Origin of the sequence: Kosakonia sp. MUSA4, assembly GCF_013085925.1 — a bacterium.
Classification (GTDB): domain Bacteria; phylum Pseudomonadota; class Gammaproteobacteria; order Enterobacterales; family Enterobacteriaceae; genus Kosakonia; species Kosakonia sacchari_B.
Genome location: NZ_CP025697.1, coordinates 3886814 through 3902330, shown reverse-complemented (window position 1 = coordinate 3902330; position 15517 = coordinate 3886814). Strand labels below are relative to the sequence as shown.

General features: G+C 55.1%; 14 protein-coding genes. 11 read left to right on the top strand and 3 right to left on the bottom strand.

The features are described from left to right. Window positions 1-10: 10 nt before the first annotated feature. From ndk to C0557_RS18335, 9 genes are all read left to right on the top strand, one after another. On the top strand, window positions 11-442 hold the full coding sequence (gene ndk / locus C0557_RS18375; RefSeq protein WP_004144312.1) for a nucleoside-diphosphate kinase: 432 nt from the start codon (window positions 11-13) through the stop codon (window positions 440-442). A gap of 170 nt (window positions 443-612) precedes the next feature. Next, entirely contained in the window at window positions 613-1779 is a 1167-nt protein-coding gene (locus C0557_RS18370) for a bifunctional tRNA (adenosine(37)-C2)-methyltransferase TrmG/ribosomal RNA large subunit methyltransferase RlmN (protein ID WP_208660082.1), read from the top strand. Between the two features lie 292 nt (window positions 1780-2071). Beyond that, a complete protein-coding gene (gene rodZ, locus C0557_RS18365) occupies window positions 2072-3082 on the top strand; it encodes a cytoskeleton protein RodZ (protein ID WP_208660080.1) in 1011 nt (336 codons plus the stop codon). Window positions 3083-3108: 26 nt separating this feature from the next. Further along, window positions 3109-4227 (top strand): flavodoxin-dependent (E)-4-hydroxy-3-methylbut-2-enyl-diphosphate synthase, encoded by a 1119-nt coding sequence (gene ispG / locus C0557_RS18360; protein ID WP_035888176.1) that lies wholly within the window; start codon window positions 3109-3111, stop codon window positions 4225-4227. 108 nt (window positions 4228-4335) lie between these two features. Next, window positions 4336-5610 carry a histidine--tRNA ligase gene (gene hisS / locus C0557_RS18355; RefSeq protein ID WP_074778742.1) on the top strand — a complete coding sequence of 425 codons (1275 nt, stop codon included), beginning with the start codon at window positions 4336-4338 and terminating at the stop codon, window positions 5608-5610. A 36-nt stretch (window positions 5611-5646) separates the two neighbouring features. Next, window positions 5647-6267 (top strand): YfgM family protein, encoded by a 621-nt coding sequence (locus C0557_RS18350; protein ID WP_074778743.1) that lies wholly within the window; start codon window positions 5647-5649, stop codon window positions 6265-6267. 10 nt (window positions 6268-6277) lie between these two features. Further along, on the top strand, window positions 6278-7456 hold the full coding sequence (gene bamB, locus C0557_RS18345) for an outer membrane protein assembly factor BamB (protein ID WP_208660078.1): 1179 nt from the start codon (window positions 6278-6280) through the stop codon (window positions 7454-7456). A 120-nt stretch (window positions 7457-7576) separates the two neighbouring features. Next, window positions 7577-9052 carry a ribosome biogenesis GTPase Der gene (gene der / locus C0557_RS18340; protein WP_074778747.1) on the top strand — a complete coding sequence of 492 codons (1476 nt, stop codon included), beginning with the start codon at window positions 7577-7579 and terminating at the stop codon, window positions 9050-9052. An 85-nt stretch (window positions 9053-9137) separates the two neighbouring features. Beyond that, complete coding sequence (locus C0557_RS18335) at window positions 9138-9353, top strand: zinc ribbon domain-containing protein (RefSeq protein WP_208660076.1); 216 nt, start codon at window positions 9138-9140, stop codon at window positions 9351-9353. Here the strand turns inward: C0557_RS18335 and C0557_RS18330 are convergent. The 3 genes from C0557_RS18330 to xseA all read right to left on the bottom strand — a co-directional run bounded on the left by C0557_RS18330 (window position 9350) and on the right by xseA (window position 12154). Then, a complete protein-coding gene (locus tag C0557_RS18330) occupies window positions 9350-9691 on the bottom strand; it encodes a protealysin inhibitor emfourin (protein WP_208660074.1) in 342 nt (113 codons plus the stop codon). The two genes, C0557_RS18335 and C0557_RS18330, sit on opposite strands and share 4 nt — an antisense overlap. Beyond that, a complete protein-coding gene (locus C0557_RS18325; RefSeq protein WP_208660072.1) occupies window positions 9691-10716 on the bottom strand; it encodes a M4 family metallopeptidase in 1026 nt (341 codons plus the stop codon). The genes C0557_RS18330 and C0557_RS18325 overlap by 1 nt, the downstream gene beginning before the upstream one ends. Window positions 10717-10780: 64 nt before the next feature. Beyond that, entirely contained in the window at window positions 10781-12154 is a 1374-nt protein-coding gene (xseA, locus tag C0557_RS18320; RefSeq protein WP_208660070.1) for an exodeoxyribonuclease VII large subunit, read from the bottom strand. 158 nt (window positions 12155-12312) lie between these two features. Between xseA and guaB the strand changes: the two genes are divergently transcribed. Both guaB and guaA read left to right on the top strand, forming a co-directional pair. Continuing rightward, window positions 12313-13779, top strand: coding sequence for an IMP dehydrogenase (gene guaB, locus C0557_RS18315; protein WP_007370831.1), 1467 nt, complete (start codon window positions 12313-12315; stop codon window positions 13777-13779). Between the two features lie 113 nt (window positions 13780-13892). Next, a complete protein-coding gene (gene guaA / locus C0557_RS18310; protein WP_208660068.1) occupies window positions 13893-15470 on the top strand; it encodes a glutamine-hydrolyzing GMP synthase in 1578 nt (525 codons plus the stop codon). The last annotated feature ends 47 nt before the right edge of the window (window positions 15471-15517 follow it).

Genomic DNA, 15517 nt, shown 5'->3' with positions numbered 1-15517 from the left:
AGAGGTAAACATGGCTATTGAACGTACTTTTTCCATCATTAAACCGAACGCGGTGGCAAAAAACGTTATTGGCAGCATCTTCTCTCGCTTCGAAGCGGCGGGTTTCAAAATCGTTGGTACCAAAATGCTGCACCTGACCGTTGAGCAGGCTCGTGGTTTCTACGCCGAGCATGAAGGTCGTCCGTTCTTTGACGGTCTGGTTGAGTTCATGACGTCTGGCCCGATCGTGGTTTCTGTACTGGAAGGTGAAAACGCCGTGCAGCGTCACCGCGATCTGCTGGGCGCAACCAACCCGGCGAACGCGCTGGCCGGTACTCTGCGCGCTGATTACGCAGACAGCTTCACCGAAAACGGTACCCACGGTTCCGATTCCGTAGAATCTGCGGCCCGCGAAATCGCTTTCTTCTTTGCTGAAGGCGAAGTTTGCCCGCGTACGCGCTAATCGTGTAACGAGTTTTACACTTTTCTTTGGCAAATGCCGCGTGCAAACGTGGTATCTGTGCGTCAGAATTTGTACAATACTGCGCCCCAGGATGAGCAGACGCTTGCCTGGGGCGCTTCTTTTCAACCCTCCACGGGCCATAACGTGTAATAACGAGGCCGGAATAAAATATGTCTGAACAAATTGCTATGCCTGAGAACGACGCCCTCACGGTTCCAAACAAAGACGCAAAAATTAACCTGCTGGATTTAAACCGTCAGCAGATGCGTGAATTTTTCAAAAACTTAGGTGAAAAACCCTTCCGCGCCGACCAGGTGATGAAGTGGATGTATCACTATTGCAGCGACGACTTTGATGAGATGACCGACATCAACAAAGTCCTGCGCAACAAATTAAAAGAAGTGGCTGAAATTCGCGCCCCGGAAGTTGTGGAAGAACAACGCTCTTCCGATGGCACTATCAAATGGGCGATTGCCGTTGGCGATCAGCGCGTTGAAACCGTTTATATCCCGGAAGAAGACCGTGCGACGCTCTGCGTCTCTTCACAGGTGGGATGTGCGCTGGAGTGTAAATTCTGCTCTACCGCGCAACAGGGGTTTAACCGCAACCTGCGCGTTTCCGAAATCATTGGCCAGGTGTGGCGCGCGGCGAAAATTATCGGCGCAGCGAAAGTCACCGGCAGCCGCCCGATCACCAACGTGGTGATGATGGGCATGGGCGAGCCGCTGCTCAACCTGACGAACGTGGTACCGGCAATGGAGATCATGCTGGATGATTTCGGTTTTGGTCTTTCTAAACGTCGCGTCACGCTCTCGACTTCAGGCGTGGTTCCGGCGCTGGATAAGCTGGGCGATATGATTGACGTTGCGCTGGCCATCTCTCTGCACGCGCCAAACGATGAAATCCGCGATGAAATTGTACCGATCAATAAAAAGTACAATATCGAAACCTTCCTTGGCGCCGTTCGTCGCTACATTGAAAAATCCAACGCCAACCAGGGCCGTGTGACCATTGAGTACGTGATGCTGGACCATGTAAACGATGGTACGGAGCATGCGCATGAACTGGCCGAGCTGCTGAAAGATACGCCGTGCAAAATTAACCTGATTCCGTGGAACCCGTTCCCGGGTGCGCCGTACGGTCGTAGCTCCAATAGCCGTATCGATCGTTTCTGCAAGGTGCTGATGAGCTATGGCTTTACCACCATCGTGCGTAAAACGCGCGGTGATGATATCGACGCCGCTTGTGGTCAGTTGGCCGGCGATGTGATCGACCGCACCAAGCGTACAATGCGTAAGCGTATGCAGGGTGAAACGATCGCAGTGAAGGCGCTGTAAGGCTGTGATGCAGCGCGAAGAATGTGCTGCATTTTATAAAAATGTCGAATATTTGGCCTGTACGTATGCAGGCTATTAATAATTACGGTGCGTTTCTCCTGACTTTAAGGCAGTATGTAGTGATGGAACAACGGCTTAGCAAAAAGTGCCTAAAGCTGTTCTGTTATGACGAGCCTGACAGTCTTATACTGTGGGTCTACGTTTAACTGACCCGGTTATTTCGCGGCGCGTGTGGGCATTGCGGCCACACGCGCCTGAATGTTTACTTTTCACGTACCAGTAGTTGTAGCGAATGAATACTGAAGCCACTCAAGACCAAAACGAAGTACAAACCACTGGCGTTCGTCTGCGCAGCGCCCGTGAACAACTTGGACTCAGCCAACAGGCGGTTGCAGAACGCTTGTGTCTGAAGGTCTCCACGGTACGCGATATCGAAGAGGATCGATCGCCTGCCGATCTGGCATCGACGTTTGTGCGCGGTTATATCCGCTCATATGCCCGCCTGGTGCACATCCCAGAAGAAGAATTACTGCCGATGATCGAGAAGCAAGCGCCGGTCAGAGCGGCGAAAGTTGCTCCGATGCAGACCTTTGCTTTAGGCAAACCGCGCAAAAAACGCGATGGCTGGTTGATGAGTTTTACCTGGCTGGTGCTGTTTGTGGTGATAGGGTTGACGGGTGCCTGGTGGTGGCAGAATCATAAAGCTCAGCAGGAAGAGATCAGCACGATGGCCGATCAATCCTCTGCGGAACTTAATGCCAGCAACAGTAGCAATAACGCGCAAAGCGTACCGTTGAACAACGATCCTGCCACTGCCGCCGCGACGGATGATAACTCCTCAACGCCGATTGAAGCTCCGGCTCCGTCAACCACCGCGCAGGTGCCGACGACCGCGCAGCAAGCGCCGGTGAATACTGCCAACCAGAACCAGGTGGTTTCTCCGTCTCAGGCGAATGTTGAATCAACTCAGCAGCCTGCAGCAACCGCGAACAATGGGCAGTTGCCTACCGATCAGGCGGGTGTTGCTGGCGCTGTTGCCGATACCAATGCGCTGGTGATGAGCTTCAACGCTGACTGCTGGCTCGAAGTGAGCGATGCGACCGGTAAAAAACTGTTTAGTGGCCTGCAACGTAAAGATGCCACGCTGAATCTGACCGGTCAGGCGCCGTATAAATTAAAAATTGGCGCACCGGCAGCAGTACAGATCCAGTATCAGGGAAAACCTGTCGATCTGAGTCGTTTTATCAGAACTAACCAGGTTGCGCGTCTGACCCTCAATGCCGAACAATCAGCAACACAGTAACAGACGGGCAACGCGGGAGATTTTTCATGCATAACCAGGCCCCGATTCAACGTCGGAAATCGAAACGGATTTACGTTGGGAATGTGCCGATCGGCGATGGGGCTCCCATCGCGGTGCAATCAATGACCAACACGCGCACCACGGATGTGGAAGCGACGGTCAATCAAATCAAGGCGCTGGAGCGCGTCGGTGCAGATATTGTCCGTGTTTCCGTCCCCACGATGGACGCGGCAGAAGCCTTCAAACTCATCAAACAGCAGGTGAGTGTTCCGCTGGTGGCGGACATCCATTTTGACTACCGCATTGCGCTGAAAGTGGCCGAATATGGCGTTGACTGTTTGCGCATCAACCCCGGCAACATCGGTAACGAAGAACGTATTCGCACGGTAGTTGACTGCGCCCGCGATAAAAATATTCCCATTCGCATCGGCGTTAACGCCGGTTCGCTGGAAAAAGATCTGCAGGAAAAGTACGGTGAACCGACGCCGCAGGCGCTGCTTGAATCGGCAATGCGCCATGTGGATCACCTCGATCGTCTTAACTTCGATCAATTCAAAGTCAGCGTGAAAGCCTCTGACGTATTCCTCGCCGTTGAATCCTATCGTCTGCTGGCGAAGCAGATCGATCAGCCGTTGCATCTCGGGATCACCGAAGCTGGCGGCGCCCGAGCTGGTGCGGTGAAATCTGCTATCGGCCTTGGCTTACTGCTGTCTGAAGGTATCGGCGATACGCTGCGTATTTCGCTGGCCGCCGATCCGGTGGAAGAGATCAAAGTCGGTTTTGATATTCTGAAATCACTGCGTATTCGTTCCCGCGGGATCAACTTTATCGCCTGCCCGACCTGCTCCCGCCAGGAGTTCGACGTGATCGGTACGGTTAACGCGCTGGAGCAGCGGCTGGAAGATATCATTACGCCGATGGATGTCTCCATTATCGGTTGCGTGGTGAACGGCCCTGGCGAAGCGCTGGTCTCCACGCTCGGCGTGACGGGCGGCAATAAGAAAAGCGGCCTGTATGAAGACGGCGTGCGCAAAGATCGTCTTGATAACGCAGATATGATCGCTCAGCTTGAGGCCCGTATTCGCGCAAAAGCGTCGATCCTGGATGAAGCGCGCCGTATCGACGTGCAACAGGTAGAAAAATAACGTAGCTGGGAAGCGGCTGGCTTCCCGTGTATGATGAACCCGCCCGGCGCGACCCTGACTCGTCGCTGCCCTGAGGGTTCATTTTTTGTATTCATAAAGAGAATAAACGTGGCAAAGAATATTCAAGCCATTCGCGGCATGAACGATTATCTGCCTGGCGAAACCGCCATCTGGCAGCGCATTGAAAGCACCCTGAAAAACGTGCTCGGCAGCTACGGTTACAGTGAAATCCGTTTGCCGATTGTAGAGCAGACCCCGTTATTCAAACGCGCGATCGGCGAAGTGACCGACGTGGTTGAAAAAGAGATGTATACCTTCGACGATCGCAACGGCGATAGCCTGACGCTGCGTCCTGAAGGTACGGCGGGCTGTGTACGCGCCGGCATCGAGCATGGTCTTCTGTACAATCAGGAACAGCGCTTGTGGTACGTCGGGCCGATGTTCCGCTACGAGCGTCCGCAGAAAGGGCGCTATCGTCAGTTCCATCAGTTGGGTGTCGAAGTGTTTGGTCTGCAAGGGCCGGATATCGATGCGGAGCTGATTATGCTTACCGCCCGCTGGTGGCGTGAGCTGGGCATCGCGTCTCACGTGGCCCTTGAACTCAACTCTATTGGTTCGCTGGAAGCGCGCGCAACTTACCGCGATGCGCTGGTCGCATTCCTTGAACAGCATAAAGATAAGCTGGACGAAGATTGTCTGCGCCGCATGTATACCAACCCGCTGCGCGTGCTGGATACGAAAAATCAGGACATTCAGACGCTGCTGAACGACGCGCCGAAACTGGGTGATTACCTCGACGACGAATCCCGCGAACATTTCGCCGGGCTGTGCGCTTTCCTTGATGACGCCGGTATCGCGTATACCGTTAACCAGCGTCTGGTGCGCGGTCTTGACTACTACAACCGCACCGTTTTCGAATGGGTGACAACCAGCCTTGGCGCGCAGGGAACCGTCTGTGCAGGCGGTCGTTATGACGGCCTGGTTGAGCAACTTGGCGGTCGCGCGACTCCGGCGGTTGGCTTTGCAATGGGCCTTGAACGACTTGTTTTGTTGGTTCAGGCAGTTAATCCGGAATTTAAAGCAAAATCCGTTGTCGATATATACCTGGTGGCGTCTGGCGCCAATACGCAGTCCGCTGCAATGCAGTTGGGCGAACAGGTACGCGATGCGTTGCCTGGCGTGAGGTTGATGATGAACCACGGCGGCGGCAATTTCAAAAAGCAATTCGCCCGTGCAGATAAGTGGGGTGCTCGCGTCGCACTGGTGCTTGGCGAGTCTGAAATCGCCGACGGTAATGTTGTGGTGAAGGATTTACGCTCTGGTGAACAGAGTACGGTAACGCAGGATAGCGTTGCAGCGCATTTGCGCACACTACTGGGCTAATCTCGCCGGTGAATTATCGTTAAGGAGAAGGATTGCGTGGAAATTTACGAGAACGAAAACGACCAGGTTGACGCTATCAAGCGCTTCTTTGTCGAAAATGGCAAAGCGCTGGCTGTTGGGGTTGTTTTGGGTATTGGTGCGCTGATGGGCTGGCGTTACTGGAACGGCCATCAGGCAGATACGGCGAGAGCTTCATCGCAGGCCTATGAAAACGCGATTTCCGCGCTTCAGGCTGATAAGCCAGAGTCGTTCACAGCTGCAGAGAAATTTGCCGCTGACAACAAAAACACTTATGGCGCGCTGGCTTCACTGGAACTGGCACAGCAATACGTAGAAAAAAATGAACTGGATAAAGCAGCCGCGCAATTGCAACAGGGGCTTGCCGCGACCAGTGATGAAAATCTGCAATCGATGATCAACGTCCGTCTGGCGCGTGTTCAGGTGCAGCAGAAGCAGCAAGACGCTGCGCTCAAAACGCTGGATGCCGTTAAAGGCGAAAGCTGGGCGGCAATTGTTGCCGATCTGCGCGGTGAAGCGTTGCTGAGCAAAGGCGACAAACAAGGTGCGCGCACCGCATGGGAAAACGGCATTAAAAACAATGCTTCTCCTGCGCTCAGCGAAATGATGCAGATGAAAATTAATAATTTGTCCATCTAAGAGGGACCCGATGCAATTGCGTAAATTACTTCTGCCAGGGCTGCTTTCCGTGACGTTATTGAGCGGCTGTTCCCTGTTCAATAGCGAAGAAGATGTTGTCAAAATGTCCCCGCTGCCGGTGGTTGAAAATCAGTTCACCCCGACAACCGCGTGGAGTACTTCCGTCGGCAACGGTATCGGCGATTTCTATTCTAACCTGCACCCGGCATTTGCTGACGGCGTAGTGTATGCCGCCGATCGCCACGGCGTGGTGAAAGCGGTCAATATCGAAGACGGCCATGAAATCTGGTCGGTCAATCTGGCAGAGAAAGACGGCTGGTTCTCTACGCGCGCTGCGCTGCTTTCCGGCGGCGTAACCGTTTCTGGCGGCCATGTGTACGTCGGTACTGAGAAAGCGCAGGTTTATGCTCTCAATACCAGCGATGGTTCGCAGGCCTGGCAGGCAAAAGTTGCTGGTGAAGCGCTTTCCCGCCCGGTAGTGAGTGACGGCCTGGTGCTGATTCATACCAGTAACGGTCAGTTGCAGGCGCTGAATGAAAGCGACGGCGCGGTGAAATGGACGGTCAACCTGGATATGCCTGCGCTCTCTCTGCGCGGCGAATCTGCGCCGACCACCGCCTTTGGCGCTGCCATTGTCGGCGGCGATAACGGTCGCGTGAGCGCGGTACTGATGCAGCAGGGCCAGATGATTTGGCAGCAGCGCATCTCCCAGGCGAACGGCCCGACCGAAATCGATCGCCTGAGCGATGTGGATACCACCCCGATTGTCCAAGGTAACGTGGTTTTCGCCCTGGCTTACAACGGCAACCTGACGGCGCTGGATCTGCGCAGCGGCCAGATCATGTGGAAACGTGAGCTGGGCTCGGTGAGCGACTTCGTTGTTGATGGTAATCGCATCTATATTATCGATCAGAATGACCGCGTTCTGGCGCTGACCACCGACGGTGGCGTGACCTTATGGACGCAAAGCGATCTGCTGCACCGTAACCTTACCGCTCCGGCGTTGTATAATGGTTACATTGTGACAGGCGATAGCGAAGGTTATGTTCACTGGATCAACGTTGAAGACGGGCGCTTCGTCGCGCAGCAGAAAGTCGACAGCTCTGGTTTCCTGACTGAGCCGGTTGTTGCTGGCGGCAAGCTGCTGATCCAGGCGAAAGACGGCACGCTGTACGCACTCTCGCGCTAACTGCGCTGAGGTTGTCGTTTCCGAAGACGGCTCCTGTTGCAGGAGCCGTTTTCCTGTTTTTAAAACGCCGCGCAAATTGCGCCGTTTTGCTAATGAATTTCCTGTAATGAGGCTTTAAACATGGTACCTGTGGTCGCGCTTGTCGGGCGCCCTAATGTTGGAAAATCCACGCTATTTAACCGCTTAACACGCACCCGTGATGCGCTGGTGGCCGATTTCCCGGGTCTGACTCGTGACCGTAAGTACGGTCGTGCTGAAGTAGAAGGCCGCGAATTTATCTGTATCGATACCGGCGGTATCGACGGCACTGAAGACGGCGTGGAGACGCGCATGGCGGAACAATCGCTGCTGGCGATTGAAGAAGCCGATGTCGTGCTGTTTATGGTTGATGCCCGCGCGGGTCTGATGCCAGCGGATACGGCTATTGCTAAGCATCTGCGTTCACGCGAAAAACCGACTTTCCTCGTCGCTAACAAAACGGACGGTCTGGATCCGGATCAGGCAACCGCGGATTTCTACGCGCTGGGTCTTGGTGAAATTTATGCTATCGCCGCTTCTCACGGGCGCGGAGTCACCAGCCTGCTGGAACACGTGCTGATGCCGTGGATGGACGAACTGAATCCGCCGGAAGAGGTGGATGAAGAGGCCGAATACTGGGCGCAGTTCGAAGCCCGTGAAAATGGCGAAGAAGAAGAGCCGGAAGAGGAGTTCAACCCGCAGGATCTGCCGATCAAGCTGGCGATTGTCGGTCGTCCGAACGTCGGTAAGTCCACACTCACTAACCGCATTCTCGGCGAAGATCGCGTGGTGGTGTACGACATGCCGGGCACCACGCGCGACAGTATCTACATTCCGATGCAGCGCGATGAACGTGAGTACGTACTTATCGACACTGCCGGTGTGCGTAAGCGCGGCAAAATCACTGATGTGGTGGAGAAATTCTCCGTTATCAAAACCCTGCAAGCGATTGAAGACGCCAACGTCGTACTGCTGGTGATTGATGCCCGCGAAGGTATTTCCGACCAGGATCTGTCGCTGCTGGGCTTTATCCTCAACAGCGGTCGCTCGCTGGTGATTGTCGTCAACAAGTGGGACGGCCTGAGCCAGGAAGTGAAAGAGCAGGTGAAAGAGACGCTGGATTACCGTCTCGGCTTTATCGATTTTGCCCGCGTGCACTTTATCTCTGCGCTGCACGGCAGCGGCGTCGGCAACTTGTTCGAATCCGTACGCGAAGCCTATGACAGCTCCACCCGCCGTGTCAGCACCGCGCTGTTGACCCGTATTATGAACATGGCGGCGGAAGATCATCAGCCGCCGCTGGTGCGCGGTCGCCGCGTGAAGCTGAAATATGCCCACGCCGGTGGTTATAACCCGCCGATTGTGGTGATCCATGGCAACCAGGTGAAAGATCTGCCGGATTCCTACAAACGCTATCTGATGAACTACTTCCGCAAATCGCTGGATGTAATGGGTACGCCAATCCGTATTCAGTTCAAGGAAGGGGAAAACCCGTTTGCGGATAAGCGCAACACCCTGACGCCGAACCAGCTGCGTAAGCGTAAGCGCCTGATTAAACACATTAAGAAGAGTAAGTAATTACTCCTGAAACCCGCCACCCGGCGGGTTTTTTGTCACTTAAGGTGTATGATAAGGGCAGTGAAAAATAAACGAGGAGAGCGTTATGGATCTCAAATGCCCGACCTGCCACAACCCGCTGGAACTGGTGGGAGCGCATGCGCATTGCGACGGCTGCGACAACGATATTGAAGTACAGGCAAACTGCCCGGAGTGCCATCAGCCTCTGGAAGTGTTAAAAGCCTGCGGCGCGGTGGACTTTTTCTGCCAGCACGGCCACGGGTTGATCTCTAAAAAACGCGTCGAGTTTATCCCGCTTTAAGGCTTGCAGATGCAGGCTTCCCCATCGCGCCACAGTTCCACCAGCGACGGTGGCGCTTTATTTTCCGGGATCAGCAACAGCATATCGGTCTGCTGCGTGGTCCAGGTTATCTGCAAACGATAAAAGCGCTGATCGCCGCGTCCCGGCGAATCCGGCTGCCCGGGCGGTTGCCCGAGCGGCAGGGTCTGATGCAGGATACTGACCAGGCGCTGGCGCTGTTCCGCGTTAAGCTGAGCAATCACGATTTTTCGCGTGCCGCTCAGCTTCGGGATATAAGCCAGCCCGCCTTCACGGGCGACTTCAACCACCGCATCATCGGTCAATTTGGGTTCGTTCATTACAACACTCCAACCTCTTTCCAGGCCTTCTCGATTGCGTCTGCAACCTGTTGGCCCGAACGTTTTTCGCCGTGCTGAATGGTCAGTTTCGCAAAGGCGGCGAAATCGGCATTTTGCGCCAGCGCCTTATCGCAGACGGTATCGTACCAGGCGTAACCGGCTTTTTCCCAGGCATAGCCGCCAATCGCCGTTGCAGCAAGGTAAAACGCGCGGTTGGGGATACCGGAATTCAGATGCACGCCGCCGTTATCTTCACGGGTTTTCACAAAATCTTTCATGTGCGCAGGCTGCGGATCTTTACCCAGCAACGGGTCATCATAGGCGGTGCCGGGGTGAGACATCGAACGCAGGCCTTTGCCATTAATTCCTTTTGCCAGCAACCCTTCGCCGATGATCCAGTCGGCCTGATCCGCGGTTTGCTGTTTGTGGTACTGCTTCACCAGCGAGCCAAAAACATCCGATAACGACTCATTAAGCGCGCCAGATTGTTCAAAATAGATCAGCGCAGCTTCCGTTTCTGTGACGCCGTGGCTGAGTTCATGCGCCACCACATCGATAGCGATGGTAAAGCGATTGAAGATTTCACCGTCGCCGTCGCCAAACACCATCTGCTGACCATTCCAGAAAGCGTTCTGATATTGCTGGCCATAATGCACGGTGCCGCTCAGCACCATTCCTTTATTATCGAGGGAGTTACGCTGTAAAACCTGCCAGAAAAAGTCGTGGGTAACGCCGAGATAGTCGTAAGCTTCATCCACGGCAACATCACCATTCGACGGCTGGCCTTCGTAGCGCACCTGCTTACCGGGCAGGCTCTCTTTCTGCTGCGCATCATAAATATCGCGTACCAGCTCGCCGGGCGAGGTGACCAGCGGCACGCTGGGTTTGCCGTGGCTGTGGGCCATCAACGTCTGTACATGGGTTAACGTTTGTTGTGCGCAGCGCTGCTGTACTTCTGATCCATGGTCGATAATGCGGCGAAGAATATAGGGTGGGATAACGCTGCTAAACGGGCGTGTTTTCATGTCGCTCTCCTTGATGAAAAGAACAACAAAAGTATAGGGGCAGCTTATAGATTAATCGTACACATTAAGATGATTTACGCTGGCGCGGTTTCTTTACGGGTGTCACGTTGCTGACTTCACTCTCCACCCAGCCGTCATTCAGGCGGGTGGTAAGCTTATCGCCGACTTTCACCTGGCGAGTTTTTTTCAGAACTTCGCCAGCCGGGGAGGTGGTCACGCTGTAACCGCGTGCCAACGTTGCCAGTGGGCTGACGGCTTCCAGATGGGTGATCGCAGTACCAAAGCGTTCGCGCGTGGCGCTTAAACGGTCGCGAATGTTCTGGCTCAGGCGATATTCCAGCTGTTGCACGCGGCTTTGCGCGCGATGAATCCGCGGCTGCGGGTTTTGCTGATTCAGACGCTGCATAACGCGCTGTTGACGGGCAGAAGCGCGTTTTAACTGCGTATCCAGTGCGTTTTGCATGCGCTGCTGCAGACGCTCCAGCACCGTTTGCTGGCGCGCCAGCCGTAACTGCGGGTGCTGCTGTTGCAGGCGATGGTTCACCAGGGCGAAGCGGCGGTTGCGGCCAGCCAGGTAATAATCCATCGACATCTCTAAGCGCTGCTGCATCGCCTGTACCTGGCGCAGCAGTTCAAGCTGGTTGCGGCTGACAATTTCCGCTGCGGCCGAAGGCGTTGGTGCGCGCAGATCGGCAACAAAATCGGCAATCGTGACATCGGTTTCATGGCCGACGGCGCTGACTACCGGAATGCGGCTTGCGAAAATCGCACGCGCCACGCGTTCGTCGTTAAAGCTCCAGAGATCTTCCAGCGAACCGCCACCGCGACCGACAATCAGCACGTCGCACTCCTGGCGCGCATTCGCCAGCTCAATAGCACGCACGATTTGCCCCGGCGCATCTTCGCCCTGCACCGCAGTTGGGTAGATGACCACCGGCAGAGACGGATCGCGGCGTTTCAGCACATGCAGAATATCGTGCAGCGCCGCGCCAGTTTTCGAGGTGATCACGCCAACGCAGTGCGCAGGCGAGGGCAGCGGCTGTTTAAATTGCTGATCGAACAACCCTTCGGCAGCAAGTTTGGCTTTTAGCTGCTCATACTTCTGCTGCAACAAGCCTTCACCGGCCGGTTGCATGCTTTCGACGATAATCTGGTATTCCCCGCGCGGTTCATACAGCGTGATGTTGGCGCGAACCAGCACCTGCTGGCCGTGCTGCGGGCGAAACGTAACGCGGCGGTTGCTGTTGCGGAACATCGCGCAGCGCACCTGAGCGGTATCGTCTTTTAAGGTGAAGTACCAGTGGCCGGAAGCGGGTTGGGTAAAATTGGAGATTTCCCCGCTGATCCACACCTGACCGAGTTCGCGTTCCAGCAGTAAGCGCACCGACTGGTTCAGGCGGCTGACGGTATAAATTGAGGGGGATTGGAACGACGACATGTGAGCCAGATCAAATTCTAAATCAGCAGGTTATTCAGTCGATAGTAACCCGATACGAGGGGATGGCAAGTTTTTTCTCAAAAAAGTGTGGATGCAATCGGTTACGCTCTGTATAATGCCACGGCAATATTTAACCCCCCAGGTCAGAGATATTGCCCATGCTACGTATTGCTAAAGAAGCACTGACGTTTGACGACGTCCTCCTCGTTCCCGCTCATTCCACCGTTCTGCCGAATACTGCCGACTTGAGCACGCAGCTCACTAAAACCATTCGCCTGAACATTCCTATGCTCTCTGCGGCGATGGATACCGTGACTGAAGCGCGTCTGGCGATTGCGCTGGCACAGGAAGGCGGCATTGGCTTTATTCACAAAAACATGTCTATCGAGCGCCAGGCGGAAGAAGTTCGTCGCGTGAAGAAACATGAATCCGGCGTGGTTAAAGATCCACAAACCGTTCTGCCGACCACCACCCTGCGCGAAGTAAAAGAACTGACCGAACGTAACGGCTTTGCCGGTTATCCGGTCGTTAACGGCGATAACGAACTGGTTGGTATCATCACCGGTCGTGACGTGCGTTTCGTTACCGATCTGAGCCAGCCGGTCAGCGTGTATATGACGCCGAAAGAGCGCCTGGTGACCGTTCGCGAAGGGGAATCCCGTGAAGTGGTGTTCGCCAAAATGCACGAAAAACGCGTTGAAAAAGCGCTGGTCGTTGACGAAAGCTTCCACCTGCGCGGCATGATCACCGTGAAAGACTTCCAGAAAGCAGAACGTAAACCGAACGCCTGTAAAGATGAGCAGGGCCAGCTGCGCGTTGGTGCGGCAGTCGGCGCTGGTGCCGGTAACGAAGAGCGCGTTGATGCGCTGGTTGCCGCGGGCGTTGACGTACTGCTGATTGACTCCTCTCACGGCCACTCCGAAGGCGTGTTGCAACGCATTCGCGAAACCCGTGCTAAATACCCGGATCTGCAAATCATCGGTGGTAACGTCGCGACTGGCGCAGGTGCTCGTGCCCTGGCGGAAGCGGGCGTGAGCGCGGTGAAAGTCGGTATCGGCCCTGGCTCCATCTGTACTACCCGTATTGTGACTGGTGTGGGCGTTCCGCAGATCACTGCGGTTTCCGACGCGGTTGAAGCGCTGGAAGGCACTGGCATTCCGGTTATCGCCGACGGCGGTATCCGTTTCTCTGGCGACATCGCCAAAGCTATCGCCGCAGGCGCTGCCGCCGTGATGGTTGGCTCCATGCTGGCCGGTACTGAAGAATCGCCGGGCGAAATCGAACTCTACCAGGGCCGTTCTTACAAATCTTACCGCGGTATGGGTTCTCTGGGTGCGATGTCCAAAGGCTCTTCCGACCGTTACTTCCAGAGCGATAACGCTGCCGACAAACTGGTACCGGAAGGTATCGAAGGTCGCGTTGCCTATAAAGGCCGCCTGAAAGAGATCATTCACCAGCAGATGGGCGGCCTGCGCTCCTGTATGGGTCTGACCGGCTGTGGTACTATCGACGACCTGCGTACCAAAGCGGAATTTGTACGCATCAGCGGTGCCGGTATCCAGGAAAGCCACGTTCACGACGTGACCATCACCAAGGAATCCCCGAACTACCGCATGGGTTCTTAATGATTTCCGCGCCCGGTGCTTTCACCGGGCGCTGACTTTCATACTCTCTGTTCAGGTTTCAGCCTGCAAGACGACGAGTATATTCATTGCCACTTGCCTCGGAAGTAACGTCAATGACGGACAATATTCATAAACATCGTATTCTCATCCTCGACTTCGGTTCTCAGTACACCCAACTGGTTGCGCGCCGCGTGCGTGAACTGGGCGTTTACTGCGAACTGTGGGCGTGGGATGTCACCGAAGCGCAGATCCGCGACTTCAACCCAAGCGGCATCATCCTTTCCGGCGGCCCGGAAAGCACCACCGAAGATAACAGCCCGCGCGCACCGCAGTATGTATTCGAAGCTGGTGTTCCGGTGCTCGGCGTGTGCTACGGCATGCAGACCATGGCGATGCAGCTTGGCGGCCACGTTGAAGGTTCTAACGAGCGTGAATTCGGTTACGCGCAGGTTGAAGTGCAGACCGACAGCGCGCTGGTTCGCGGCATTGAAGACTCCCTGACCGCTGAAGGCAAAGTGCTGCTGGACGTGTGGATGAGCCACGGCGACAAAGTGACGGCCATTCCGTCCGATTTCGTAACCGTTGCCAGCACCGAAAGCTGCCCGTTTGCCATCATGGCGAATGAAGAAAAACGTTTTTACGGTGTGCAGTTCCACCCGGAAGTGACCCACACCCGCCAGGGCCTGCGTTTGCTGGAGCGCTTTGTGCGCGATATCTGCGAATGTGAAGCGCTGTGGACCCCGGCAAAAATCATCGACGACGCCGTTGAACGCATTCGTCAGCAGGTTGGCGACGATAAAGTGATCCTCGGCCTTTCCGGCGGTGTGGATTCCTCTGTTACCGCGATGCTGCTGCACCGCGCAATCGGCAAAAACCTGACCTGCGTATTCGTCGATAACGGCCTGCTGCGCCTGAACGAAGCCGCTCAGGTGATGGACATGTTCGGTGACCATTTCGGTCTGAACATCGTTCACGTTCCGGCAGAAGATCGCTTCCTTTCAGCACTGGCTGGCGAGAACGATCCGGAAGCTAAACGCAAAATTATCGGCCGCGTGTTCGTGGAAGTGTTCGACGAAGAAGCGCTGAAGCTGGAAGACGTGAAATGGCTGGCGCAGGGCACTATCTACCCGGATGTGATCGAATCTGCCGCCTCCGCGACCGGTAAAGCGCACGTCATCAAATCTCACCACAACGTGGGCGGCCTGCCGAAAGAGATGAAGATGGGCCTGGTTGAGCCGCTGAAAGAGCTGTTCAAAGACGAAGTGCGCAAAATTGGTCTGGAGCTCGGCCTGCCGTACGACATGCTGTACCGTCACCCGTTCCCGGGCCCGGGCCTCGGCGTTCGCGTACTGGGCGAAGTGAAGAAAGAGTACTGCGACCTGCTGCGTCGCGCCGATGCGATCTTTATCGAAGAGCTGCATAAAGCCGACCTCTACAACAAAGTGAGCCAGGCCTTCACCGTGTTCCTGCCGGTCCGCTCCGTCGGCGTGATGGGCGACGGTCGTAAATACGACTGGGTTGTCTCTCTGCGTGCCGTAGAAACCATCGACTTTATGACTGCACATTGGGCGCACCTGCCATACGATTTCCTCGGCCGCGTTTCCAACCGTATCATCAATGAAGTCAACGGCATTTCCCGCGTAGTGTATGACATCAGCGGCAAACCGCCAGCTACTATTGAGTGGGAATAAACTTGCGTTTGGTTAATTAGTTTATGAAAAAAAGCTCGCTTGATAGC

Coding starts and splice junctions, on each gene's coding strand:
- C0557_RS18335 (WP_208660076.1), top strand. CDS start 9,138: ATGGATCTCAAATGCCCGACCTGCCACAACCCGCTGGAACTGGTGGGA.
- bamB (WP_208660078.1), top strand. CDS start 6,278: ATGCAATTGCGTAAATTACTTCTGCCAGGGCTGCTTTCCGTGACGTTA.
- der (WP_074778747.1), top strand. CDS start 7,577: ATGGTACCTGTGGTCGCGCTTGTCGGGCGCCCTAATGTTGGAAAATCC.
- ispG (WP_035888176.1), top strand. CDS start 3,109: ATGCATAACCAGGCCCCGATTCAACGTCGGAAATCGAAACGGATTTAC.
- C0557_RS18325 (WP_208660072.1), bottom strand. CDS start 10,716: ATGAAAACACGCCCGTTTAGCAGCGTTATCCCACCCTATATTCTTCGC.
- xseA (WP_208660070.1), bottom strand. CDS start 12,154: ATGTCGTCGTTCCAATCCCCCTCAATTTATACCGTCAGCCGCCTGAAC.
- guaA (WP_208660068.1), top strand. CDS start 13,893: ATGACGGACAATATTCATAAACATCGTATTCTCATCCTCGACTTCGGT.
- rodZ (WP_208660080.1), top strand. CDS start 2,072: ATGAATACTGAAGCCACTCAAGACCAAAACGAAGTACAAACCACTGGC.
- ndk (WP_004144312.1), top strand. CDS start 11: ATGGCTATTGAACGTACTTTTTCCATCATTAAACCGAACGCGGTGGCA.
- guaB (WP_007370831.1), top strand. CDS start 12,313: ATGCTACGTATTGCTAAAGAAGCACTGACGTTTGACGACGTCCTCCTC.
- C0557_RS18370 (WP_208660082.1), top strand. CDS start 613: ATGTCTGAACAAATTGCTATGCCTGAGAACGACGCCCTCACGGTTCCA.
- C0557_RS18330 (WP_208660074.1), bottom strand. CDS start 9,691: ATGAACGAACCCAAATTGACCGATGATGCGGTGGTTGAAGTCGCCCGT.